The 24,980-nt window shown below is 55.4% G+C and carries 24 protein-coding genes and 1 tRNA gene; 13 read left to right on the top strand and 12 right to left on the bottom strand.

The genetic code is table 11. The features are described from left to right. Positions 1–30: 30 nt before the first annotated feature. From QZ517_RS00775 to QZ517_RS00785, 3 genes are all read right to left on the bottom strand, one after another. Positions 31–1,506: a carboxypeptidase M32 gene (locus QZ517_RS00775; RefSeq protein ID WP_294220473.1), complete on the bottom strand. Its 1,476-nt coding sequence runs from the start codon at positions 1,504–1,506 to the stop codon at positions 31–33. A gap of 16 nt (positions 1,507–1,522) precedes the next feature. Continuing rightward, entirely contained in the window at positions 1,523–2,674 is a 1,152-nt protein-coding gene (gene ctaA / locus QZ517_RS00780; protein WP_294220477.1) for a heme A synthase, read from the bottom strand. Between the two features lie 106 nt (positions 2,675–2,780). Further along, positions 2,781–3,524, bottom strand: a complete 744-nt coding sequence (locus QZ517_RS00785; RefSeq protein ID WP_294220482.1) for an RNA methyltransferase — start codon at positions 3,522–3,524, stop codon at positions 2,781–2,783. Between the two features lie 138 nt (positions 3,525–3,662). Between QZ517_RS00785 and QZ517_RS00790 the strand changes: the two genes are divergently transcribed. The 5 genes from QZ517_RS00790 to QZ517_RS00810 all read left to right on the top strand — a co-directional run bounded on the left by QZ517_RS00790 (position 3,663) and on the right by QZ517_RS00810 (position 7,356). Beyond that, positions 3,663–3,992, top strand: coding sequence for a TfoX/Sxy family protein (locus QZ517_RS00790; protein ID WP_294220485.1), 330 nt, complete (start codon positions 3,663–3,665; stop codon positions 3,990–3,992). An 83-nt stretch (positions 3,993–4,075) separates the two neighbouring features. Further along, positions 4,076–4,699: a thiamine phosphate synthase gene (locus tag QZ517_RS00795; protein WP_294220491.1), complete on the top strand. Its 624-nt coding sequence runs from the start codon at positions 4,076–4,078 to the stop codon at positions 4,697–4,699. A gap of 12 nt (positions 4,700–4,711) precedes the next feature. Beyond that, positions 4,712–5,617, top strand: coding sequence for a PfkB family carbohydrate kinase (locus tag QZ517_RS00800; RefSeq protein ID WP_294220493.1), 906 nt, complete (start codon positions 4,712–4,714; stop codon positions 5,615–5,617). Further along, positions 5,614–6,531 (top strand): pseudouridine-5'-phosphate glycosidase, encoded by a 918-nt coding sequence (locus tag QZ517_RS00805; protein ID WP_294220497.1) that lies wholly within the window; start codon positions 5,614–5,616, stop codon positions 6,529–6,531. The genes QZ517_RS00800 and QZ517_RS00805 overlap by 4 nt, the downstream gene beginning before the upstream one ends. Before the next feature lie 141 nt (positions 6,532–6,672). Further along, complete coding sequence (locus QZ517_RS00810; protein WP_294220503.1) at positions 6,673–7,356, top strand: DUF502 domain-containing protein; 684 nt, start codon at positions 6,673–6,675, stop codon at positions 7,354–7,356. A gap of 2 nt (positions 7,357–7,358) precedes the next feature. Here QZ517_RS00810 and QZ517_RS00815 read toward each other — a convergent pair whose 3' ends face one another. Together QZ517_RS00815 and QZ517_RS00820 are read right to left on the bottom strand one after the other, a co-directional pair. Beyond that, positions 7,359–8,384, bottom strand: coding sequence for a patatin-like phospholipase family protein (locus QZ517_RS00815; RefSeq protein WP_294220507.1), 1,026 nt, complete (start codon positions 8,382–8,384; stop codon positions 7,359–7,361). A gap of 15 nt (positions 8,385–8,399) precedes the next feature. Beyond that, on the bottom strand, positions 8,400–9,173 hold the full coding sequence (locus tag QZ517_RS00820) for a 3-hydroxybutyrate dehydrogenase (RefSeq protein ID WP_294220510.1): 774 nt from the start codon (positions 9,171–9,173) through the stop codon (positions 8,400–8,402). A gap of 395 nt (positions 9,174–9,568) precedes the next feature. Between QZ517_RS00820 and QZ517_RS00825 the strand changes: the two genes are divergently transcribed. After that, positions 9,569–11,284, top strand: coding sequence for an extracellular solute-binding protein (locus QZ517_RS00825; protein ID WP_294220667.1), 1,716 nt, complete (start codon positions 9,569–9,571; stop codon positions 11,282–11,284). 101 nt (positions 11,285–11,385) lie between these two features. Here QZ517_RS00825 and QZ517_RS00830 read toward each other — a convergent pair whose 3' ends face one another. From QZ517_RS00830 to QZ517_RS00840, 3 genes are read right to left on the bottom strand one after another with little or no spacing between them, the layout of a single operon-like run. Continuing rightward, complete coding sequence (locus tag QZ517_RS00830) at positions 11,386–12,732, bottom strand: cytochrome P450 (RefSeq protein WP_294220515.1); 1,347 nt, start codon at positions 12,730–12,732, stop codon at positions 11,386–11,388. After that, entirely contained in the window at positions 12,729–13,946 is a 1,218-nt protein-coding gene (locus QZ517_RS00835) for a hypothetical protein (RefSeq protein WP_294220517.1), read from the bottom strand. The genes QZ517_RS00830 and QZ517_RS00835 overlap by 4 nt, the downstream gene beginning before the upstream one ends. A gap of 55 nt (positions 13,947–14,001) precedes the next feature. Then, positions 14,002–14,754, bottom strand: a complete 753-nt coding sequence (locus tag QZ517_RS00840) for a cytochrome c biogenesis protein CcdA (RefSeq protein WP_294220520.1) — start codon at positions 14,752–14,754, stop codon at positions 14,002–14,004. A 93-nt stretch (positions 14,755–14,847) separates the two neighbouring features. Here QZ517_RS00840 and QZ517_RS00845 point away from each other — a divergent pair, with 93 nt between their 5' ends. Continuing rightward, positions 14,848–15,069: a sulfurtransferase TusA family protein gene (locus QZ517_RS00845; RefSeq protein WP_294220525.1), complete on the top strand. Its 222-nt coding sequence runs from the start codon at positions 14,848–14,850 to the stop codon at positions 15,067–15,069. Between the two features lie 76 nt (positions 15,070–15,145). On the opposite strand, the gene QZ517_RS00850 is transcribed toward QZ517_RS00845, so the two are convergent. Together QZ517_RS00850 and QZ517_RS00855 are read right to left on the bottom strand one after the other, a co-directional pair. Further along, positions 15,146–15,235 (bottom strand) — tRNA-Ser (locus QZ517_RS00850). A 157-nt stretch (positions 15,236–15,392) separates the two neighbouring features. Next, positions 15,393–16,760, bottom strand: coding sequence for a class II 3-deoxy-7-phosphoheptulonate synthase (locus tag QZ517_RS00855; protein ID WP_294220529.1), 1,368 nt, complete (start codon positions 16,758–16,760; stop codon positions 15,393–15,395). Between the two features lie 168 nt (positions 16,761–16,928). On the opposite strand from QZ517_RS00855, the gene QZ517_RS00860 reads away from it, so the two are divergent. Continuing rightward, positions 16,929–17,924 carry a GlxA family transcriptional regulator gene (locus QZ517_RS00860; protein WP_294220532.1) on the top strand — a complete coding sequence of 332 codons (996 nt, stop codon included), beginning with the start codon at positions 16,929–16,931 and terminating at the stop codon, positions 17,922–17,924. Between the two features lies 1 nt (position 17,925). On the opposite strand, the gene QZ517_RS00865 is transcribed toward QZ517_RS00860, so the two are convergent. Both QZ517_RS00865 and QZ517_RS00870 read right to left on the bottom strand, forming a co-directional pair. After that, positions 17,926–18,453, bottom strand: coding sequence for a hypothetical protein (locus QZ517_RS00865; protein ID WP_294220536.1), 528 nt, complete (start codon positions 18,451–18,453; stop codon positions 17,926–17,928). Further along, a complete protein-coding gene (locus QZ517_RS00870; protein ID WP_294220540.1) occupies positions 18,389–19,498 on the bottom strand; it encodes a PQQ-dependent sugar dehydrogenase in 1,110 nt (369 codons plus the stop codon). Before QZ517_RS00870 ends, QZ517_RS00865 begins: the two co-directional genes overlap by 65 nt. Before the next feature lie 159 nt (positions 19,499–19,657). Here QZ517_RS00870 and QZ517_RS00875 point away from each other — a divergent pair, with 159 nt between their 5' ends. The 5 genes from QZ517_RS00875 (at position 19,658) to QZ517_RS00895 (ending at position 24,965) form a co-directional block, all read left to right on the top strand. Next, positions 19,658–20,845: an ABC transporter substrate-binding protein gene (locus QZ517_RS00875; protein WP_294220543.1), complete on the top strand. Its 1,188-nt coding sequence runs from the start codon at positions 19,658–19,660 to the stop codon at positions 20,843–20,845. A 94-nt stretch (positions 20,846–20,939) separates the two neighbouring features. Then, positions 20,940–21,722 (top strand): ABC transporter ATP-binding protein, encoded by a 783-nt coding sequence (locus QZ517_RS00880; RefSeq protein WP_294220546.1) that lies wholly within the window; start codon positions 20,940–20,942, stop codon positions 21,720–21,722. A 98-nt stretch (positions 21,723–21,820) separates the two neighbouring features. Continuing rightward, a complete protein-coding gene (locus QZ517_RS00885; protein ID WP_294220547.1) occupies positions 21,821–22,648 on the top strand; it encodes an ABC transporter ATP-binding protein in 828 nt (275 codons plus the stop codon). A 5-nt stretch (positions 22,649–22,653) separates the two neighbouring features. Then, positions 22,654–23,664, top strand: coding sequence for a branched-chain amino acid ABC transporter permease (locus tag QZ517_RS00890; RefSeq protein WP_294220554.1), 1,011 nt, complete (start codon positions 22,654–22,656; stop codon positions 23,662–23,664). Further along, a complete protein-coding gene (locus tag QZ517_RS00895; protein WP_294220557.1) occupies positions 23,661–24,965 on the top strand; it encodes a branched-chain amino acid ABC transporter permease in 1,305 nt (434 codons plus the stop codon). Before QZ517_RS00890 ends, QZ517_RS00895 begins: the two co-directional genes overlap by 4 nt. Positions 24,966–24,980 lie beyond the last annotated feature (15 nt).

The following is a 24,980-nucleotide window of genomic DNA, read 5'->3' on the forward strand; positions in this document are numbered from 1 at the left end:
TCCCTTTTCTCTTTTTTGTGTCCACAAACCTTACAGCTTGTAGATATCCCCAAACTTGGCTTCCAGATAGTCCAGCAACGGCGCCCCACTTGGCGCTTTTCCTGTTGCATGCACAATGGTGTCTGCTGGCTTGCGCAACCCGCCATGCCGTTGAAGGTTCTCACGCAACCAACCAGTCCCGCCCGAGGTATCGCCCTGCGCCAACTGCGCATCCAGATCTGGAACCGCTGCCCGCATCGCCTCATTCAGGCAGCCCGCATAAACGTTGCCTAGAGAGTAGGTTGGGAAATAGCCAAACAGACCCACGGACCAATGCACATCCTGCAAAACACCGTTTGACGGCTTGTCCACCGCGTAGCCAAAATCAGCGTTAAACCGATCGTTCCAAGCCGCTTCCAAATCGCCAACCGCCAGGTCACCCAGCATCAAAGCCCGCTCCAGATCAAAGCGCAGCATGATATGCAAGTTGTACTGCACCTCATCCGCCTCGGTGCGGATATAGCCGTCATTCACCCGGTTCACCGTGCCGTAAAATGCCTCAGCATCCGCGATGCCAAAGTCACCAAACTCCGCTTTCATTTGCTCGAAGAGCCATCCGGTATAGGCACGGCCTCGGCCCATCTGGTTCTCATAGATCCGGCTTTGGCTTTCGTGCACGCCCATCGACACACCACGGCCAAGCGGAGTCAAAAGATACGCGTCATCAATGCCTTGCTCATAAGCCGCATGGCCCACTTCATGGATGGTGGAGTAGAAGCAGTTGAATGGATCACTCTCGCTGGTGCGCGTGGTGATCCGCACATCTTTGCCTGACCCAGAGCAGAACGGGTGTGTGACACAATCAATGCGCCCATGGTCAAAGTCATAGCCAAAGCTTGCCGCCAGCTTGGCGGTTAGCGCCATCTGTTTAACCGACGCAAACTGCCCTGAGAGCTTCTGAGGTGCTTCCGCTGCCAAAACCGCCGCCCGCAAGGCCACCAACCGCGGCCGCATTGCGTCAAACATCGCTGCGATTTCTGCCGCCGTCATCTCCGGCTCATAATCGTCAACCATGGCGTCATAGACATCACCACCGGCCGCCAGCGCCTGACCTTCTTGCCGCTTCAGGTTCACTACCTCTTCCAGGGTTGGCAAGAACCCGGCCACATTTTCATCAGACCGCGCTTGTGCCCAGATGCCTTGCGCCCGGCTGGTCATTTTGGCAATTTCTGCCGCCAGATCAGCTGGCACCTTGGAAGTCCGCTCAAACGACTTGCGGATGTGCCGCACCTGCGCGCGGCCCACCTCATCAAGCTGAGCCTCATCAATCGCGGCCAGCCATTCACCAACCTTGGGATCGATCCGGCGCGCATGCAGGACACTTTCCATCGCCGCCATTTCCTCAGCCCGCTGCGGCGCGGCGCCAACCGGCATAATTGCCTCTTGGTCCCAGCCCAAACGTCCAGCCACTTCGCCCAACGCCTGTGTGGTATGGGTAAACCCCATCAACTGCTCATATGCAGACATTCTTGTTTTCCTTCTCTCAGGATGCGTCACGCACCGAGGTTGCAATAGGATAATGGCTCAGGAACCGCGCCCGTAGGATCAGAACCCAGACCACAACAGCAATGGCTTGGTGCGTAATCGCAATATGCACCTGTGCCGCGTAGAGCACTGTGGCGATGCCAACCGCAATCTGCACCGCAATGGCAGCAAAGGCAGCATTAAACGCAAACCGCGTGTGCCCATGCGCAGAACCTTGCCCACGACGCCACACCACAACGGCAAAAATCAGCAAGAGATAGCCCCAAATGCGGTGCGTAAATTGCACAAGACCAGGGTTTTCAAAGAAGTTCCGCCATAGCGGCTCCATATAAAGTGCATCCGCGGGAAACAGGTTTCCCCCCATCAGCGGCCAATCGGTAAAGCTGCGTCCCGCATCAATCCCGGCCACCAACGCGCCCAAAAGGATCTGCAGGCCAGTCATATGCAACAGCCCTGTGGACATGCCAAACAGCTTGGCTTCTTTCCCGCGCCGCGCCTGCATCAGGTCGCGCTCACTGCGCCCCAAAAGCAGAATGTACCAGGTGATGAACCCCAGGATCACAAAGGCCAGTCCCAAGTGCACCGCCAGCCGATAGCTCGCAACTGTGGTCACGCCTTCCCCGGAGGTTACGCCACTCGCAACCATCCACCAGCCCACAGCGCCTTGCAGCCCACCAAGCGCGCCAATCAGGAACAGCCGCCCGGTCCAACCGGTCGGAATTTGCCGCGCTAGCGCAAATCCGGCAAAGCCAAGCGCCCAAACAAGACCAATCACCCGGCCCAGCTGACGATGCCCCCATTCCCACCAATAGATGTGCTTGAAGTCCGCCAGCGTCATCCAGTTGTTGTCGATCGCCCACTGGTCAATCTGCTTGTATCTGTCAAATTCGCTTTGCCAATCCGCCTCATTCATCGGCGGGATCGCCCCGGTCACTGGTCGCCATTCGGTGATCGACAATCCGCTGTCAGTCAGGCGGGTCAAGCCGCCCACGGCAATCATCACAAAGACCAGTGCAAACAGGATCATCAGCCAGATGCGAATGCCCCGCCGCGCACCCTTGGCGCCGCTGTCAATCACACCCACCGCTTTGGGGGACTCTTTGGGTCCGTCTTCACTGACCTCTTCAAAAATGCTGCGCTTCTGGCTCATCGCTGTCTCCAAATCTTGGCGCGAGCCTAGTGGGACCAAGCGCCAGCTTCAACCACTCTCAAGTGGGAATTGAACAATAGTTCAGGCGACAAAAAGCCCCGCCAAATCAATCTTTTTCTTTCCAGCGCACCATCTGACGCATCACGCCATGCAACATCTGCACATCCGCACGTGTGAGCCGCATCCGGCTCCACATATTGCGCAGATTGACCTTCATATTTTCCGCTTTCTCCTCCGGGTAAAAGAAGTTGGCCTCTTCAAGTCGTTCTTCGTAGTGCCGCCCGAGCGCATCGATATCCGCATTACTCGCCCAGTCGGTTTTGGCCATATCCACCCGCTCGTGCACAATGTCGGTGCTCTGGCGACGCCACTCATAAGCCGTAAGCAACACACATTGTGCCAAATTGAGCGACGCATACTCCGGATTCACCGGTACATTGATGATCGCATTGGCCCGCGCAATGTCTTCGTTCTCAAGCCCTGCCCGCTCCGGCCCAAACAACACCGCAACCTTTTCCCCACGCGCAATCATCTCAGTAGTCTGCTTCATCGCCGTTTCTGGCGTCACCACCGGTTTGGTCAACCCGCGTGCCCGCGCCGTGGTGGCAAACACATAATGACAATCTTCCAACGCCTGTTCCGTGGTCTCGGTCAGCAATGCGCCATCCAGCACCCGCCCTGCACCCGAGGCCATGGCGACAGCGCGCTCATTGGGCCAACCGTCACGCGGATCAACAATGCGCATCTTGTCCAAGCCAAAGTTCAGCATCGCTCGCGCCGCGCCACCGATGTTCTCCCCCATCTGTGGGCGTACAAGCACAAAAGCGGGCTGTGGCGTGGCACTGGTCATGTTGGTCTCCGATGAGCGCGTTCAAAATCCGCCCGCTGATACCCCTGCACCCCCAACAAAACAAGCCGCTGCGCTTTCTCCTTCTACAAATACCTGATCCACAGGTTAAAATCTCCGCAACTTAAGGGAGGAATCACCATGGCTTATGACGAAGGACACGCCACTTTGATGCGTGAAGACCTGCAGGACATCGATGGCATCAGCGAAAAGAAGATGTTTGGCGGCCTGTGCTTCCTGCATCACGGCAACATGGTCTGTGGCGTGCACAAAGGCGGCGGCATGGCTCGGGTGGGCAAAACTCGCGAGGCCGAAGCGCTTCAAATCGAAGGCGTCGACCCACTCTCTTTCACCGGCCGAAAGATGGGCGGCATGGTGGATCTCTCCGAGGATCTCTTGGGCGATGATGATCTGCGTGCAAAAGTGATCGCACTGGCTTTAACCAACGCACAAAGTCTTCCGCCCAAATAGCCAACTCCTGATAGCCAAGAGGTAAAATCCGCGCTATAGCGACGCGATCCAAAAACACGCACAAGACCATCTGGAGCCCGAGCATGTCCGACACTGAGCTGCCGCAGATCTACCTGATCACCCCGCCGGAAATCGAACTCTCCCGCTTCCCGGATCAACTGTCTGCCGTGCTGGATGCCGCTGACATTGCCTGTGTGCGTTTGGCGCTGGCGACCAAAGACGAAGACCGCCTGTCGCGTGCGGCAGACGCGCTGCGCGAAGTCGCCCATGCCCGCGACGTCGCCATTGTGATCAACGAACATGTGCAGCTGTCCGAGCGTCTGGGCCTCGACGGGGTGCACCTGACTGATGCAGCCCGCTCCGTGGCCAAAACCCGCAAAGAGCTTGGCCAAGACGCCATTGTGGGGACGTTTTGTGGCGCGTCGTCACACGAAGGCATGTCTGCTGGCGAAAACGGTGCTGATTATGTGGCCTTTGGCCCGGTTGGTAGCACGAGCCTTGGTGACGGCACCTTGGCCGAGAAAGACCTGTTTGAGTGGTGGTCTGCTATGATCGAGGTACCTGTTGTGGCCGAAGGCGCATTGGATACCGACATTATTGCAAAGCTCTCGCCATTCACGGACTTCTTTGGCATCGGTGAAGAGATTTGGCGCAGCGACGATCCCGTGGCCAAGCTCAAAGAACTGCACGGCGCGTTCACCGCGTAACTAGGAGCGTCCATGACCGCGCAAGCATCCACACAGCCAGACATCCTTTGCATCGGCTCCGTCCTCTGGGACATCATAGGCCGTGCGCCAAGCCATATGCGCCAAGGCTCCGACGTGCCCGGCCGCATCTCTCGCTTGCCGGGTGGTGTCGCCTGGAACATTGCCATGACATTGGCCCGATTTGGCGTGCGTCCAGCCACACTCACAGCCATCGGCCAAGATGTTGAAGGCGACGAGTTGATGACAGCCTGCACAGAAATGGGCGCGATCATGGACTACGTCTATCGCTCTGCTGACTTGCCCACCGACACCTATATGGCGGTCGAAGGCAAAAACGGGCTGATCGCTGCCATTGCGGATGCGCACAGTTTGGAAGCGGCAGGTGATAAGATCCTGGTCCCGCTTGAGGACGGCACCCTGGGCAGCGAAGCCGCGCCCTACTCTGGCCTCATCGCGCTTGACGGCAACCTGACACAACGCTTGCTCGACCAGATTGCCCGAAGTCCTCTGTTTTCCTCAGCTGACCTGCGCGTCGCCCCTGCTTCGCCGGGCAAAGCTGAACGTCTGATGCCTTTCCTGATGCATTCTCGGGCCGTGCTCTACGTGAACCTCGAGGAAGCAGGCTACCTCTGCAAAACTGAGTTCAAATCCTCAGAAGCCGCAGCAGCTGCGCTCTTGGAACGTGGCGCCGCCCGTGCTTTGGTGACCGATGGCGGCAACGACGCGTCTGACGGCACTGCTGACGGCGTGATCACCCAACAACCCCCTGCCGTTTTGGTGACCCGTGTCACCGGCGCAGGTGACACCTTTATGGCCGCACACATCGTGGCTGAATCCCAAAACTGCTCCCGCAAAGAAGCGCTCGACCGCGCTCTGACGGCAGCCGCAAAATACGTTTCCGGAGAACACGCCACATGAGCCTCATTTCCCTTGATCTTGTCCTTTCCCCCGAAGTTGAGGACGCCAAGAAAAACGGCACGCCGATCGTGGCGCTGGAAAGCACGATCATCACCCATGGCATGCCATATCCGCAAAACCTTGAGGTGGCAAAACAGGTCGAGGCAGACATTCGTGCAAAGGGTGCTGTGCCTGCGACCATGGCTGTTTTGAACGGCACGCTGCATGCCGGGCTGACCGAGACTCAGCTTGAGGAGCTTGCTCAGGCCAAAAACGTCGCCAAAGTCTCGCGCGCGGACATGCCTGTGATCATGGCCCAAGGCCGCACCGGCGCCACCACCGTCGCCGCGACAATGATCGCCGCAAACCTTGCCGGCATTGATGTCTTTGCCACTGGCGGCATTGGCGGCGTACACAAAGGTGCGGAAGACAGTTTTGACATCTCCGCCGACCTGACCGAGCTGGCCCACACCCCTGTGACCGTTGTCGCTGCCGGTGCCAAAGCCATCCTCGATGTGCCCAAAACCCTCGAAGTGCTCGAAACCAACGGCGTTCCGGTCATCACCTATGGCCAGGACAGCTTCCCGGCCTTCTGGTCCGCCACCTCTGACCTCGCCTCACCTCTGCGCATGGACACCGCAGCCGACATCGCGGCAGCCCACAAAACCCGTGGCGCCATGGCCTTGCCGGGCGGTCAGCTGGTGGCCAACCCGATCCCCACAGCGGATGAAATCCCAGCTTCTGAGTTGGCCCCGGTGATTGCCCAAGCCACGCAGGAAGCCGCAGAACAAGGCGTCAGCGGCAAAAACGTCACGCCTTTCCTGCTGGCGCGGATTTTTGAACTCACAGACGGCAAATCTCTGGTCGCCAATATCGCCTTGGTGCGCAACAATGCACGTTTGGCGGCAGACATAGCCACAGCTCTCAAAGCCTGAGCCCCATTTTAGCGTAAATATCAGGCTGCCACGGCGTTTTGACACGTCGTGACAGCCGCAAAATGTGGTTCCCAAACAATCGTCATTGCGGCGCCACACACAAATGCCTAACTAAACAACAGGCAGACCCTAGGACCGCACATGACGACACCCTTTGACGAAAATGACACCCCGCACAAATCTGGCTTCTTTGCCCGACTGCGGTCCAGCTTTCTGACGGGTATCGTGGTCATCCTGCCCATTGCCATGACCATTTGGCTGGTTTGGACTTTTGTAGGTTGGGTGGACGGCTTTGTTCTGCCGCTGATACCATCAACGATCCAGCCAGAGAAATACATCGGCATCAATCTGCGCGGCGTGGGCATGATCATTTTCTTGATCTTTACCATCCTGGTGGGCTGGATCGCCAAAGGCTTGATGGGCCGGTCGCTTTTGCGGATCGCCGAAAACCTGGTCTCACGTATGCCTGTCGTGCGCTCAATCTATTCCGGCGTGAAGCAAATCGCGGAAACTGTCTTTGCCCAAACTGAGCGCAGCTTTGAAAAAGCCTGTCTGATCGAATATCCGCGGCGTGGCATTTGGGCGATTGGCTTTATCTCCACCACAGCCAAAGGCGAAGTGGCCGGCTCCGCCGCCACCACCAGCCCGCTGGTTGGGGTTTTTGTCCCCACCACACCCAACCCGACTTCCGGCTTTCTGCTGTTTTTCCCAACAGATGACATTATCGAATTGGAGATGAGCGTCGAGGAAGCCGCCAAATTGGTGATCTCCGCCGGTCTGGTTTACCCAAACCCCAAAGATCCAACTGAGCCGCCAGAAGAGTAAGGCTAGCCATACATCTCCGCCAAATCCACCGTTCCACGCACATTCAGGTCCGCCTTGTGCGCGCTCAAAAACGCTTTGGCAGCCGCCTGACCAGCTTCTTTCAAATGCAGCAGAACCGAGGTCACTGGCCAGCTCTTGGTGGCCACTGACAACCGGTTCATCAGCGCGTCATCAGCAATCATATGCACCTTCACCTCCCGCTTTTCTTCCCGACTCAGAGCGCCTTGTTCAATCAGCTTTTGCACAAATGCAACGGCCCGCAGCTCACTCAGGAGCGACGCGTTAAAACTGATCTCATTGATGCGGTTGGATATTTGCTGCGGCGTAACCGGCAAAGTATCCCGGCGCAGCGGATTGATATTCACAATCATCACATCTTCCGGCAAGTCCTGCCGGTACAGCGGCCAAAGCGATGGGTTTCCAGTGTAACCTCCATCCCAAAATGCCTCAGTTTTGCCGGTGGTCTGATCAAACACATTCACCGCTTTAAACAGGGTGGGCAAACAGGCTGAAGCCAACAAAGCATCGGTGCTGATCTCACGGCCTTCAAACACCCGCGCTTTGCCGGAACGCACATTGGTGGCACAAACAAACAGCTTTGGGCCTTCATCCGCGCAGACCTGATCAAAGCTGAACTGATCCACAATGTCGCGCAGCGGATGCTCATACAGCGGCCCCATCGCGTAGGGCGAAGTCAGCCGCTGAATCATATCCGCCGCCATAAACGGCCAGCTATACTCCATCGCCCGGCTCACCATGCCGGGTGGCACGGTGGCAAACCAGGCATCCATGCCAGGCACCTGTGCCGCCCCCATCTGCTGCCAAAACCAATCAAGACTAGCCCGCGCCCCATCACGTCCGCCCTCAAGAAACCCCGCTTTCAAGGCGGCCCCATTCATCGCCCCGGCAGAGGTGCCGGTGATCCCGGCAATCTCAATGTCTTCGTCCTGCAACAGGACATCCAACACGCCCCAGGTGAAGGCCCCATGCGCGCCACCACCTTGCAACGCCAGATTGATACGCTTCATGAGGCCGTCCTCCCTTTACAAAGCGGTCCAGCCGCCATCTACGCTGATTGTGGTGCCGGTGATCTGTGCCGCCGAATCCGAGGCCAGGAAACACACTGTGCCGCCCAACTGTTCGACAGTGGCAAACTCGCGGCTCGGTTGACGCTCCAGCATCACCTTTTTGATCACCTCGTCCCGCCCCATGTTGTATTTCTCCATAGTGTCCGGGATCTGCGCCTCCACCAGAGGGGTCAGCACATACCCGGGGCAAATCGCGTTACAGGTGATTGGCTCCTCAGCGGTTTCCAGCGCCACAGTCTTGGTCATTCCGACAACACCATGTTTCGCGGCGACATAAGCCGACTTATACGGCGACGCGGTCAGCCCATGCGCACTGGCAATGTTGATAACTCGGCCCCAGCCCCGCGTGCGCATATGTGGCAGCGCCGCCGCCGTGGTGTGAAACGCCGAGTTCATATTGATCGCGATGATGGTGTCCCATTTATCAACAGGGAACTCATCAATCGGCGCCACGTGCTGAATACCAGCGTTGTTCACCAACACATCACAGCCGCCCGCATCCTCGATCAGCTTCCGACATTGATCCCCTTTGGACATGTCCGCCGCGATGTAACGCGCGTTTACGCCAAATTCCGCCGCAATCTCCGCCGCCAGTGCGTGATCTTCATCCCGATCGGTAAAAGAATTCAGCACAACGTCCGCACCAGCCCGCGCCAGCTCCCGCGCCACGCCCAGACCGATTCCCGAATTGCTGCCCGTCACAATCGCCAATTTGCCCTGCATACTCATTTGTTGTTTCCTCTCATCACGGTTGTGCGCAGCATATCATGCTGCACCCGCAAAATAAGGGAAATCCACACCTACCGTAATCTTACGTAAGCCTGCCATTTGGCAAAAAAAACGCCCGCGCGAAGCGGGCGTAAAGTTATTGAGGCAGGTTTCATACAGGCAAGAAACCTATCGAGCAGTGACACCTTTATAAGCGTTACTGCGCCGGTCTCCAAGCTAAAAGTTTGATAAGCCACCAATACCTCGTTACTTTTTGGGTAAGCAAAAAACGAACCAACAGGATTGTTCAGGCAATGACACCAATACGTTTCCCCAAAGTCACCAGTGCCGCCGCTGCGTTCGCGCTATCACTGGTCGGCACGCACACCGTTGCAGAACCCCAACATGGCATCGCTATGTATGGTGACCCGGCTTTGCCACATGATTTTGTGTCTCTGCCCTATGCCAACCCAGACGCCCCCAAAGGTGGCCGCGTCGTCACCGGCAATGGTGGCAGCTTTGATTCCCTGAACCCATTTGTGCGCAAAGGCACCGTTCCTTGGCAGCTCCGGTTCTTTGCATATGAATCCCTCATGGGGCGCAACTGGGATGAACCATTCGCTCTATACGGTCTTTTAGCCGAATCGATTGAGACGCCAGAGGACCGCTCCTGGGTCGAATTTACCCTGCGCGAAGAGGCCCGATTCTCTGATGGCAGCCCGGTGACCGTCGAAGATGTGATCTGGTCTTATGAAACCCTGGGCACTGTCGGCCATCCCCGCTACCGGGGTTTCTGGGGCAAAGTTGGCAGCATCGAGGCCACCGGCGACCGCTCCGTGCGCATCACATTCAACACCGAAGACCGCGAGTTGGCCCTGATTGCAGGTCTGCGTCCCATCCTGCAAAAGGCGCAGTTTGACGGCAAAACCTTTGAAGACATCACCCTGCAGGACGTCCCGCTAGGAACCGCGCCATATGTGGTCTCCAATTTTGAAGCAGGCCGCTTTGTCACCTTGTCGCGCGACGAAGACTACTGGGGCAACGATCTGCCATTCCGCAACGGCACACACAACTTTGACGAGATCAAAATTGACTTCTTCGGTGACGGAGATGTGATGTTTGAAGCCTTCAAGGCAGGCGAAGTCTCCTTCACCCGCGAATTCAATGCGGAAAAATGGGCCTCCAATTATGATTTCCCGCGCGCCCAATCCGGCGACATTGTGAAATCCGAAATCCCACACCAGAAGCCCTCCGGCATCACTGGTTTGGTGATGAACACTCGCAAGGCTCCTTTGGATGACATTCGCGTGCGCGACGCGTTGATGCATGTGTTCAATTTTGAATTCATCAACGACACAATGACCGGTTCCCGCCAGCCGCGCATCACCTCCTTCTTCTCCGGCTCCCTCTTGGGCATGGACGAAGGCCCGGCCCAGGGGCGCGTAGCAGAATTCCTGCAACCCTTCGCCGATCAGCTGCCCCCAGAGGCCCTCGCGGGGTATTCCTTGCCAAAGTCTGATGGCTCCATCCGCAACCGCGCCAACCTGCGCAAAGCCATGGCCCTGATGGAGGACGCGGGCTATTCCGTGGTGGACGGCAAGTTGCAAAACGCCGACGGCGAAGTGCTCACACTCGAAATCCTGCTCAAACAGGGGGACTCCGAGAACAAGGCGATTGTTGATATTTACTCCAAAGCACTCGAAGGCCTTGGCGTGGAACTGACAGTGACCCAGGTGGATGGCCCACAATACACCGAGCGCACCGCCGCCTTTGATTTCGACATCACCAACTACCGCCGCGCACTCTCGCTGTCTCCTGGCAACGAGCAGAATCTCTACTGGGGCGCTGCGGCGGCGGATCAAACCGGCTCACGCAATCTGATGGGTGTAAAATCTCCAGCCATCGACGCCATGATTAACGAGATGCTGACCTCCACATCGCAAGACGACTTTGTCGCCGCAACCAAGGCGCTCGACCGCGTGCTGACTTCTGGTCGCTACGTGATTCCAGTCTGGAAATATGCCGTTGGTCGCATTGCCCACCAGAAAGAGCTTCACTACCCCAAAGACAACCTGCCGATCTACGGTGACGGGGTGGAATGGCTGCCAAGTGTCTGGTGGCATCAAGACTAAACGCAACACAGGGCGCCTTCGGGCGCCCTGCTCGTTAATGGGTCACATTTGGCAAATGTGCACCTCCGCAAAACAGTCGCGATACAGACGCTATACCGACGTCAGTTTCGCCGCTCGATTCGAAGCTTAATGCCATCCCGAGACCGCACTGTCAGATGGGCGATTGGCACGGGTGCATCCCCCTCTGGCGTGATCCGAAAATGCTTTAAAATCATCGACAACATGAGCACACCCTCAACCATGGCAAAGCCCGCACCGGTGCAAACACGGCTGCCGGACGAGAACGGAATAAAGGCCTCACGCATGCATTTTTTGCCGTTGTCCGTTTGCCACCGCGTTGGGTCAAACCCGTCCGGGTTGTCCCACAACCTTTCCTGTCGGTGCAGATGCCAAGGCGAGATAACCACCTGAGATCCCACGGCAATATCACGATCTCGGAAGTGTTCAGGACAGGTTGTCTCGCGTACCATCATTGGCACCGGCGGATACAAACGCAGCGCTTCGCGGAACACATCCCGGCAAATCTTCATCTTGCTGACAGAGCCAAAACCCTCGGTCAAATCTACTGCTTCCTCAGCGATTTTCTCCTGCCAATCCGGGAACAGAGCACACAAATACAGTGCCCAGGCCAAAGCCGACGCGCTGGTTTCATGGCCAGCGAGGAAGAAAATCGCGACCTGGTCAACCATCTCATTGGTATCAAAGGTTTTTCCATCTACTGGATCAACCGTTGTCATGATCTTAGTGGCCAAGTCATCCGGCGCAGTTCCCGACTCGATCGCCGCCATCCGCTCCTCGGTAAGTTGCGTGATCAACCCGCGAATACTGGCAGCCGTGCGTTTGGTGTCTTTTCTAAAAAACCTTGGAAACCAACGTGGTAGAGGCAGGAATGCCCCCAAATTCACAATTGGTGCGCTGCGTTGATAGGTGCGAAATTCGTCAAACACCTGACCCGCAACTTCATGTTCAATCGGAATTGAGAACAAAGTCCGGAAAATCACGTCCGCCGCCGCGTGGCTGGTTTCCCCTTCGATCTCAATTGCTTGCCCCACGTGTATCTCAAGCCGTGCCACAGCAGCTTCGCTTGCAGCCCACATCGCCGGAAACGTGTCCCGCAGCCGTCCCCCTTCAAATGCGGGGTCAATAATCCGCCGTTGCCGCTTCCATGTCTCTCCATTGGTCAAGAACACCGACTTGCCCAACAACGGCTTCAGTCCCTCGCTAACCCGTTGAGATTTGGGGAAATCATCTGGCCGTTCCTTCAAGACCGTTTTTATTAACGACGGCTGGTTGATCATGTAGGAGCGGAAAAACGGCGTACGAAACTCCGCCATCCAAGCACGATAGAGCTTGGCGGGCTGTGCCGACAAAAGATCTTTGCGAAAGAGCTTCACATACTGCCGCAGCGTGACTTTTTCCGGCCGAGGCGTCGGTTTTGGAGGGATCATGAAGCCACCGAGGTAAACTTGTTGACCGGCTTCTCAATGCGAGATCCCGACGCCTTGCGCCCCTCATACCGCTCCGCCAATGTTTGTGGCCCGGCTGTAATTCGGAAATAGTCGTAGTCCCTAGGCCGATCAAAAGCGCAAAGGTATTGAAAATGCAGCCGAAAGAACCGCCACCGCAGTTCCGCCCACCTCGCCTCGGAGAGTGTCTGCGTGAAGGCGGCCGAGAACACCAGCGGCCACCTTTTTCCATCTTCAGGAGCAACGCCTGACACGGACACCGGATCACACAAAGCAAACGCACAGCCATCCCCCGGCGCCGTCACATCCACCCAGGTCAATTCCTCCCGTTGGCACAAAAACGCCAAATCCGCGCGCAACCGACCCGCCTTGGGCAAGAAACTCACCATCGGCACAACCTGCCCCAGAGATAGAAATCCCAGCGCGGGCCCAGTCTCGGGCACGCGCCCATCTCGAATCAAATCCGCCAAAACAGACACTGCCAAATGCGCCCCACTGGAATGCCCGACAACCAACACTTCGTCACAATCTGATTGCAACGCCTCTGAAATCCGCTCCGCAAACTCCGTCATCCGCGCCTCCAGAGCGGGCGGATTGGCGCCCTTTGTTGAGGCTGAATAAGCATAGTCATGCATCAAGTAATAAGCAAAGAACTTGCCGTCATGTTTCTGAAACCATTGCAGAATTGGCAGAACAACAATCAGTCCAAACACGGCTGTCCAATCCGGCAACAGCATGGCGAGCCCCTTACCGATGCCCCATGCTGCCAGCAGCGCCAACAACAATTGGACCACCAAAAACAACACCGGATACAACGCCGCAATCACCGGACCTTTGCGCAACTGCATCAGTCGCCACAAAGCGCCAGATCCAATATAGGTCCAAGCCGTCCTTAAGAGCTGCCCGTAGGTCGAAAGAATGCCCTGCTCCATGCTGTCGCGCACAATGTCGGACCACACCAACACTTCAACGTCGCACTGCGCCTCTTGGCCCCCGATATTGCCTGCAACATGCCATCCATAGGGGCCGCCTTTGGAAGTCTTGGGCGAAAGAGCAAGTTCATAGTCAGAAATCGCCGCCTGCGCCGCGCCCTCCTTGCGGTACAACTCCCGATAACGCCGTGGATGAATCGGATCGTAGCCGGGGATATAGAATACCCTGCGCGTCTTTACCTGCCTATGCTGGGGCTCTGCCATCGCCTGCCTCTCCTTTGCAGACAAGTGTAACCGCTCACTTTGGCAAAATTAAGCCTTATCCGAGGGTTGCAAGCGCTGGAAAGGTCTCAAGAAGCCAATAAGAGAACGTCGAGAACGCACCCGTCACCAACATCACGCCAACAAACAACAACAAGCCGCCCATGACCTTCTCGATGGTACCCATGTGACGCTTGAGCTTGTTCATTACGCCCATCGCTCGATTGAGGAAAATTGCAGCCAGCAGAAACGGAATACCCAAACCTGCTGCATAGACTCCCAATAGGATTGTACCGCGTGCGATTGAGGCCTCACCTGCGGCGAGCGACAGAATCGCCCCCAACTGTGGCCCAATGCAAGGTGTCCAACCAAAGGCAAACGCCAGTCCCAGCACATAAGCACCAAAAGCCGACCCGCCAGTTTCCCCCGTTTCAATCCGGGCTTCTCGATCCAGAAACGGAATACGGAACACATTCAGAAAATGCAGGCCAAAAATAATCACCACACCACCGGCAATTTTGCTGAAAAGCTCCTGATTCTGCAGGAAAAACGCGCCAAATACGGAAGCAGTGAACCCGAGAAATAGAAACACAGTCGACAGGCCCATCACAAAGAATAGGGCTGCCACAATCGCCTTGCGCCGTGCCTCTTGTTCGGTGGTGAGTTCCGACATGCTCACGCCGCTCATATAGGCCAAGTAAGGCGGCACAATCGGCAGCACACAGGGGCTGAGAAACGAGATCATACCCGCTGCCAGCGCCACAAACATCGCGGGCAGAAGTCCCGCGTCGATGATATCAATTCCAAACATGCCCCACCCTTAGACCAACTCCAAAAGAAGGTCACGTGCACAGGTCGTCACATCCCTGTGGACAGGCTGAAACATCACGCATATGTCAACACTATGGATCTGGAAATTGACGCAATTGGCCTCTTGTGCCCCCTGCCCGTCTTGCGCCTGCGCAAGCGCATGGAACCCCTAAATGCTGGCGCAAAAATTCGACTGTTGGCGGATGATCCTGCGGCCATCATCGACGTACCGCACTTTTGCTCTGAAGCCGGTCATGCGTTTGTCAGTATGACAGAGACCGACGGTCATCTGGAGTTCATTGTTCAGAAAGGCTGATTTACTTCAGTCCTTTAAAGGACAAGCACAACTCACACTGTTGCGGTGGTCTGCATAATTTCAGGATGGGGGATTGTGGCGGAGAGACAGGGATTCGAACCCTGGAGACGGTCTCCCGCCTACACACTTTCCAGGCGTGCGCCTTCGACCACTCGGCCACCTCTCCGCATCAGAGCGTTGGTCAGTGACCGCCTCTCTGTGGAGCGGTGTTTAGCTGCATCTGTTGGGGGGATGCAAGAGGCAATTTCAGGATATTTTTGCTTTTCCCAACAAAAAAGAGCCGCGCAATTGCGCGGCCCTTATTCGCATGACCTAACGAGGTATCAGACCGCTTCAGCCGCCCTTGCGTGATCGCGGTTAGACAGCTCTTCGGCCACCAAGAACGCCAGTTCCAAAGATTGACTGGCGTTCAGTCGTGGGTCGCAGGCTGTGTGGTATCGTGCCGAGAGATCCTCTTCGGTCACGGCTCGCACACCACCGGTGCATTCCGTCACGTCTTGACCTGTCATCTCAAAATGCACTCCGCCAGGAATGGTGCCTTCGGCCTTGTGCACGCCAAAAAACTCACGCACTTCGCGCAGCACACTGTCGAATGGACGGGTTTTGTAGCCCGTTGCCGACTTGATGGTATTGCCGTGCATTGGGTCACAGGTCCAAAGCACTTTGGCACCTTCTTCCTGAACCGCTTTCACCAAGCGTGGTAGGTGATCGCCGACGTTGCCCGCACCAAAGCGTGCAATCAGCGTCAAACGACCAGCTTCGTTTTCAGGGTTCAGCTTTTTCATAAGAACCTTAAGGTCTTCGGCTGTTGTGGTTGGACCACATTTTAAGCCAATCGGGTTCTGCACACCGCGTGCAAACTCAACATGTGCGCCGTCAGGCTGACGAGTGCGGTCGCCAATCCAAATCATGTGACCGGAACCGGCCAACCACTTGCCGGATGTCGAATCCAAGCGAGTGAGCGCCTCTTCATACTCAAGCAATAGCGACTCGTGACTCGTGTAGAAGTCGACTGTCTGCAGGGAATGCAGACGATCAGAGGTGACCCCAGCCGCCTTCATGAAATCCAAAGTATCGCTGATACGGTTGGCCATATCACGGTACTTCGTAGCGTTTTCACCCTCTGTGAAGCCAAGTGTCCATGAGTGCACCTGATGAACATCCGCATAACCACCTGTCGAAAAGGCGCGCAATAAGTTCAACGTTGCGGCTGCTTGAGTATAGGCCTGCAACATCTTGTTTGGGTTCGGAATTCGAGACTCTGGCGTGAAATCCAATTCGTTGATGATGTCGCCACGGTAGCTTGGCAACTCAATTCCATCAACGGACTCCGTAGGCGCCGAACGAGGCTTTGCGAATTGACCTGCCATACGGCCAACTTTCACTACAGGCACTTTAGCGCCATAAGTCAGCACCATCGCCATCTGCAACATCACTTTGAACGTGTCACGGATGCCGTCTGCGCTGAATTGTTCAAAGCTCTCGGCGCAATCGCCACCTTGCAACAAAAAGGCCTCGCCGCGAGAGGCGGCACCAAGCTGAGCTTTGAGGCGGCGCGCTTCGCCGGCAAAGACCAATGGCGGATAGCTTGCGAGCTTGGCTTCCACAGCCTTCAGCTCAACATCATCCAGATAGTCAGGCATCTGAATCCGGGGCTTTGTGCGCCAGTCAGATTTTTGCCAGTCAGCCATTGTCTTTACTCCAATTAGACAAGTTAATGAGGCCTTATACAAAAGCTCTTGTCCCGGCGCCATAGATGAAATATCCGGCCTTGACGCGTTTGGTGAATGTTTCGTTTAATCGGTCAACTCGCCGCAACATAATGTGCGTGCCCCCTCATGGAAAAGGAAACGATGTCAATGGCTTCGGCACTCGCTTCTGGTCAAATCGACGCGAAATCGCGACGCTTTGTATTTGTACTCTTGGACAAGTTTACCCTACTGTCCTTTGCATCAGCTATTGATTGCCTACGTCTGGCCAATCGTCATATGGGCAGAGATCATTATTCCTGGATTTTGGTTGGTGAAGGCGGCGACACAGTAAGCTGTTCAACAAACACAACTTTTAAGCTTGACGACGATCTAACTGAACTCCGACGAGACGATACCATCGTGCTGTGCGGTGGCACCAGCATTCAGCAGGCCACAACAAAAAAACTACTCAATTGGCTACGCAGAGAAGCGCGTAAAGGTCCGCCGATCATCGGGCTCTGTACCGCTTCCTTTTGCATGGCCAAGGCAGGATTGTTGGATGGAAAACGCGCCACAATCCATTGGGAGAATCAGGACAGTTTCGCCGAAGAATTCGATGAGGTGGAGCTGTCAAAGTCAGTATTCACCATCGACACCAATCGTATGACCACTGCTGGCGGAACGTCTTCCATTGACCTATTTTTGAAGTTGATCGCGCAAGATCTGGGCGAAGATGTCGCCAATTGGGTCGCTGACCAACAAATCTACAGCTCGATCCGCACTGACCAAGACACACAACGCCTCTCTGTGCCAACGCGAATTGGGGTGCGCCATCCAAAGCTGTCGATGGTCATCCAAATGATGGAAGCAAATATCGAAGAGCCCATAAGTCCATCTTTGCTTGCAAAAGATGTTGGCATGTCGACCCGTCAATTGGAACGGCTGTTCCGCCGCTATTTGAACCGATCACCCAAACGCTACTACATGGAATTGCGCCTTCAAAAGGCTCGAAACCTGTTGATGCAAACGGATATGAGCGTGATCAACGTTGCATTGGCCTGCGGGTTTGCTTCCCCCAGTCACTTCTCCAAATGCTACCGTGCGCACTACGAAACCACGCCCTACCGCGAGCGTGGCAGCCAGAGTTCCCGCCTCTCTATCTGATTTAGAAGCGGGAAATGAATTTGGAAAACGTCGTGCTGTGCTCAACGTGGATGACCTGCTGTTGAGCGCCTTGAGTATGCATCACGAGATAAAGATATAGGTAATCTCCGCCCTCTGTCCAATAGGCCAACATTTCCTGACGGAACCCGCTTTTCAAAGCTTCGGACTGCACAGTTGCCGACCCAATAAATGGATCGGGAAACGCATCTGTCAGTGCTGAGTTGTACTCTTGTTTTTCGGCATCGCTCAATATGATGTCAGGCTGGATCATATCCAAAGCCTCGCCGATCTCCTTGTTCATGACCATTTCATTGAACAGCGCCAAAGCCTGATTGAACTGAGTACGCATGTTGGTCTGCGCGACAAGTACAGTCGTTGTCGCCACAACCACGGCTGTGGAAAGAAGTAAGTTTCTTATCATCTGAATTCCGTAGGCAATTGGCACACAATAAATTTTCTGAAACCTAGCCGCTTGGAGCCATCCGGTAAAGAGTGCCTTTGTCTTCGGAAAGAAACCAGATCCCACCATGCGGCCCTTCCCGCACATCTCTCACCCGCTTTGTGCTCTTACCCTGTAGTTTTTCCCGCTCCTTCAATGGTGAACCTGACAAACGACTAACGTAGTCAGACTTCAGGCTCCCAACAAAGAAATGTCCTTTCCATTGAGGCCAGAGCTTGCCGGAATAGACCATCAAGCCAGACGGCGCGATGGACGGGTCCCAATAGAACTTCGGTTGTTGCATACCTGCTTTTGAAGTACCTTCGCCGATCTTGAAGCCTGAGTAATGCGTCCCATATGAAATCACCGGCCACCCGTAGTTTGCTCCTTTACGAATGAGATTAAGTTCGTCACCTCCCTTTGCACCATGCTCGACAGCCCATAAACGGCCTGATAAATCAAGTGCCAAACCTTGCGGATTGCGGTGTCCGTAACTCCAAATTTCCTTTTGTGCACTGTTTGTCGCCAGAAACGGGTTGTTAGACAGGACGGCTCCTCCGGACGATAACCTCACAATAGTTCCTTCATGGCGCGCGAGGTTTTGGGCTGCTGAACGGTCTCCACGCTCTCCAATCGTCACATACAAAGACCCGTCTTTCGCGTGGACAATGCGGCTGCCAAAATGACGCCCGCCGGAGCTTCCTTCGGACATCTCAAATATCTTCCTTTGATTTGTCAGAGTCTTCCTGTCCTCTGACAAACGCGCTCGCATCACCGCAGTGCCCGAGCCGCCTTTTTGCTTGGTGACATAAGAAAGAAACACGGTTCGTGACTGAACAAAGTCGTTTGCTACAATGATGTCGAGCAACCCACCCTGCCCCTGCACGTGAATCGCTGGCAGACCTTTGACGGTGGACCGCTTTCCGCTAGCGGTAACATGAAGAAGCTTTCCTCGCTTTTCAGTGATCAGAAGCTCGCCATCCGGTAGAAATGCAAAAGCCCAAGGCCCTTTCAGGCTCTCTACAACTGCTGAGATATGCACCTTACCTTGGGATGTTTCGAGTTCAGATGCCACGCTGGAACATGGCAAGGATACCAGTAATAACAAAGCGATAGCCTGAATAATAGAACGCATTTTGACCCATCCATAAATTGCGAACGATCCCGAACTTACCTTGGCTTATCCCATTCCAAAGTGATGATCAAAAATCAGTCATCGACCTCTTTTCTTTTGAAATCTCCCCGCATAGGCTCAGCCACGGAACAAGAAAAAAACCAATAGGGAGTTTCCAAAATGAAAAAGCTGCTCTTGGCATCCGCCGCTGGCGCATTGTTGGCTGGCGCCGCATCCGCAGAAGAAATCAAGCTGGGTGTGATCCTCGGCTTCACCGGTCCAATCGAATCTCTGACACCGTCCATGGCTGACGGTGCAGAGCTGGCGATGAAAGAAGTCTCTGACAGCGGTAAGCTGCTTGGTGGTTCCACTGTAGCTTCGGTCCGTGCTGACTCTACATGTGTTGACGCCGCTGCTGCTTCCGCAGCCGCAGAGCGTTTGATCACGTCGGAAGGCGTGAAAGGTATCATGGGCGCAGATTGCTCCGGTGTGACTGGCGCAATTCTGAACAACGTCGCCGTAGCCAACGGTGTTGTGATGGTTTCCCCATCCGCAACGTCTCCCGGTCTGAGCCACGCCAACAACGAAGACAATGGCCTGTTCTTCCGCACAGCACCGTCTGATGCCCGTCAAGGTGTTGTGATGACTGAAGTGCTGATGGAAGAAGGCATCAAAGAAGTTGCCGTGACCTACACTAACAACGACTACGGCAAAGGTCTGGCAGACAGTTTCCAAGCAGCGTTTGAAGCGGCTGGCGGTTCTGTCACCATCAACGCGGCACACGAAGATGGCAAGGCGGACTACTCCGCTGAAGTTGGCGCTTTGGCCTCTGCTGGCGGTGATCGTCTGGTCGTAGCAGGTTACGTTGACCAAGGTGGTTCCGGTATTGTCCGCGCGGCAATCGACACCGGCGCGTTTGACACCTTCCACTTCCCGGATGGCATGATCTCGGCAAAGTTGCAGGAAAACTTCGGCGATGAAATCGAAGGCTCCACCGGTCAGCACCCAGGCACAGACAGCCCTGGCGCGACGAAATTTTCTGAGCTGGTTGGTGATTCCTTTGACGCAACCTCGCCTTTCACACCTGAAAGCTATGACGCGGCGGCTCTGATCCTTTTGGCAATGCAGGCAGCTGGCTCCAGCGATCCTGCTGCATACAAAGAGAAAATCATGGATGTGGCCAACGCTCCCGGTGAGCAAATCTTCCCTGGCGAGTTGGGCAAAGCGCTCGATATCCTCGCGGGTGGTGGTGACATTGACTACGTTGGCGCAACCGCGGTTGAGCTGATTGGTTCCGGTGAGTCGGCCGGTAACTACCGCCAGATTGTTATCGACGGTGGCAAGATCGAAACCGCTAAGTACCGCTAATCACTTGTTGATTTGAGACCCAAAACAGCCCGGCTTGTCCGGGCTGTTTTTCAATATATAAGGCGCGGCACGAACTGCGCATGGGGGAAATGCTATGATCGTCGTAGAAGACGTTCACAAACATTTTGGGGGGTTTCGCGCTGTAGACGGGGCGAACCTGAAGATCGAACCGGGATCCATCACCGGACTTATCGGGCCAAACGGCGCCGGAAAAACCACTCTTTTCAATGTGATCGCTGGAGTTCTACAACCGACTTCCGGACGCGTGACCATGGACGGAGAGGACATCACTGGCCTGCCACCACACGAACTCTTTCACAAAGGGTTGTTGCGGACGTTTCAGATCGCGCATGAGTTCAGCTCGATGAGCTGTCGTGAGAACCTGATGATGGTGCCGGGAGCGCAGTCAGGAGAGGCTCTTTGGAACACGTGGTTTGGCCGCAAACGGATTGCGGACGAAGAGCGGGCGTTGCGGGCAAAAGCCGACGAAGTGCTTGAATTCCTTACAGTTGAGCACCTTGCCGACCATAAAGCAGGGCAAGTCTCTGGGGGCCAAAAGAAACTTCTGGAACTTGGTCGCACCATGATGGTGGACGCAAAAATTGTGTTCCTTGATGAGGTTGGCGCGGGTGTGAACCGCACACTGCTGAACACCATTGGCGATGCGATTATCCGTCTGAATAAAGAGCGAAATTACACATTTGTTGTGATCGAACACGACATGGATTTTATTGGTCGCCTATGTGATCCGGTGATCTGTATGGCCGAAGGAAAAGTGCTCGCAGAAGGCACTTTGGACGAGATCAAAGCCAACGAACAGGTGATCGAGGCCTACCTCGGCACCGGGCTCAAAAACAAGGAACAGCTGAACGCTTAAAAGCCAATTTTGCACGTCGGTATTGCGTCTGTATCGCGACTGTTTTGCGGAGGTGCATAAATGGCCCAAAATAAGCGGATTCAGGGGGAGAAAATCGGATGACGGGGAACCCGTATCAGGACGATCGCGGCAACAAAGACGCCACGATTGCCAACCCCAAAGGCGGAAGCGACATGTCGCCCGCCATGGGGACCGAAAAAGAAATGAACACAACGGACGCGTTTTTGGTCGGCGACAGCATGACCGGCGGCTATGGCAAAGACGGGCCGGACATTTTGCACGACTGCACAATTGCCGTGAACCCGGGTGAGATTGCGGTGATTGTCGGCCCAAACGGCGCAGGCAAATCAACCGGCATGAAAGCGGTTTTTGGCATGTTGAACCTGCGCCAAGGCTCTGTTCGGCTTGATGGCGAAGACATCACAAGCCTGTCGCCACAGGACCGTGTTGCCAAGGGCATGGGGTTTGTGCCGCAGACGAACAACATTTTTACGTCGATGACGGTGGAAGAAAACCTTGAGATGGGGGCCTTCATTCGCAAAGACGACTTTCTCGATACAATGGAACAGGTCTATGGCCTCTTCCCTATCTTGAAAGACAAACGCAACCAGCCCGCCGGCGAGTTGTCTGGTGGTCAGCGACAACAAGTGGCCGTCGGCCGCGCGTTGATGACCCAGCCAAAAGTTCTGATGTTGGATGAGCCGACTGCAGGTGTGTCACCCATCGTGATGGACGAGCTGTTTGACCGGATTATCGAGGTTAGCCGCACCGGCATCCCAATCCTGATGGTCGAGCAAAACGCCCGTCAGGCGTTGGAAATTGCTGACAAAGGCTATGTGCTTGTTCAAGGCCGCAATGCCTTTACCGGCACCGGCAAAGATCTTCTCGCGGATGAAGAAGTCCGCAAATCGTTCTTGGGGGGCTGAGGCACATGGACTTACTCAACGCCCTTGTGGCGCTTTCTAACTTTGTCATTATCCCCGCGATTGCCTATGGCAGCCAGCTCGCCCTTGGCGCGCTCGGGGTTACACTGATTTACGGGATCCTGCGGTTTAGCAACTTTGCCCATGGCGACACCATGGCTTTTGGCGCGATGCTGGCTGTGTTGATCACTTGGCTGTTGCAATCGATGGGCGTGAGCTTTGGCCCACTGCCAACCGCGCTGCTTGCCTTGCCCTTTGCGATTTTGGGCACAATGGCGCTGGTACTGCTCACGGATCGTGTGGTGTATCGGTTCTACCGTGAACAAAAAGCAAAACCGGTGATCCTTGTGATTGTATCGATGGGCGTGATGTTCATCATGAACGGTTTGGTACGTTTCATCATTGGGCCAAATGATCAGCGGTTCTCCGATGGCGAACGCTTCATCATCTCAGTGCGCGAGTTCAAAGCATTGACCGGCCTTAAAGAAGGTCTGGCAATCAAAACCACGCAAGGCATCACCGTTGTGGTGGCTGTGATCTGTGTGGCGTTGCTGTTTTGGTTTCTAAACCGCACCCGCACCGGTAAGTCGATGCGTGCCTATTCAGACAACGAAGATTTGGCACTGCTGTCCGGGATCAACCCGGAACGTGTGGTGATGTACACGTGGCTGATCGTGGCAGCGCTGGCGACGACCGCTGGCGTGCTTTACGGCCTGGATAAATCGTTCAAACCCTTTGTCTACTTCCAGCTTTTGTTGCCGATTTTTGCAGCCGCAATTGTTGGTGGCCTTGGTAGCCCGTTGGGTGCCATTGCCGGGGGATTTGTGATTGCGTTTAGCGAAGTCACCATCACCTACGCCTGGAAGAAAGTGCTGAAATACGCGATGCCAGAAAGCCTTGAGCCGTCCAGCCTCGTGCAGCTTCTCAGCACAGACTATAAATTTGCCGTCAGCTTTGTGATCCTGATTGTGGTCCTGCTGTTTAAGCCAACCGGCCTGTTCAAGGGGAACTCGGTATGAGCGAGACAACAAGAGCTACCGCACTTTTTGCGGCTGTCTTTGCAATGATTGCATTGACCGGGTTTATGCAGAGCTGGAACGTGGCACTGCTTATTCTCAACATGGGACTGATCTCCGCCATCATGTCACTCGGCGTGAACTTGCAATGGGGATTTGCTGGCCTGTTTAACGTTGGTGTTATGGGCTTTGTCGCGCTTGGCGGACTGGCTGTGGTGCTGACCTCGGCTGCGCCCGTGGAAGGCGCGTGGAGCGCGGGTGGCTGGCGAATTGTGATTGCCATGCTGGCGGGCGCAGGCACCATTGTCGGCACTGTGATGGTGCGCCAACGGATGGCCAAAGGCCGTGCGCGCACCATTGCGACAATTGCCATTCTCGCGATCGGATTCTTTGTCTACCGTGCGATTTTTGATCCGGCAGTGGGCGCAGTTGAAGCGATCAATCCGGCACTGCAGGGCAACCTTGGCGGCTTGAACCTTCCGGTTCTCGTGGCCTGGCCAATGGGTGGATTGCTGGCTGCGGGTGTGGCCTGGTTGATTGGCAAAACCGCGCTTGGTTTGCGGTCTGATTATCTTGCCATTGCGACACTTGGCATTGCAGAGATCATCGTCGCGGTGATGAAAAACGAAGACTGGCTGGCGCGCGGTGTGAAAAACATGGTGGGTCTGGACCGTCCGGTGCCGTATGAGATCGATTTGCAAAACACGTCGAGCTTTGTGAACCGCGCGGAGGGGCTTGGGCTTGATCCAGCAACCGCCTCGTCACTGTTTGTGAAGCTCAACTACTCGATCCTGTTCTCTGTGGTTCTGGTGATCATCTTTGTGATGGCGCAATTAGCATTGAAAAGCCCGTGGGGCCGGATGATGCGGGCGATCCGTGACAACGAAGTGGCTGCGGAAGCCATGGGCAAAGATGTGACCAACCGCCATTTGCAGATCTTTGTGCTTGGCTCCGCAGTTTGTGGCATTGCAGGTGCGATGATGACCACGTTGGATGGCCAGCTGACACCGGGCACCTACCAGCCATTGCGCTACACCTTCCTGATCTGGGTGATGGTGATTGTTGGCGGGTCCGGCAACAACCTTGGCGCGGTGCTTGGTGGGTTCCTGATCTGGTTCCTTTGGGTTCAGGTTGAGCCTATGGGACTGTGGTTGATGGAAATGATCACCGCAGGCATGCCAGAAGGAAGTGGATTGAAGAAACACCTTATCGACAGCGCGGCACATATGCGATTGTTGACCATGGGGGTGATCCTACTGTTGGTACTGAGGTTTAGTCCGCGCGGCTTGATCCCAGAGAAATAAGAAATTCGGGCGCCT

The organism is uncultured Shimia sp., from assembly GCF_913054185.1.
In the GTDB taxonomy this organism is placed as follows: Bacteria; Pseudomonadota; Alphaproteobacteria; order Rhodobacterales; family Rhodobacteraceae; genus Shimia.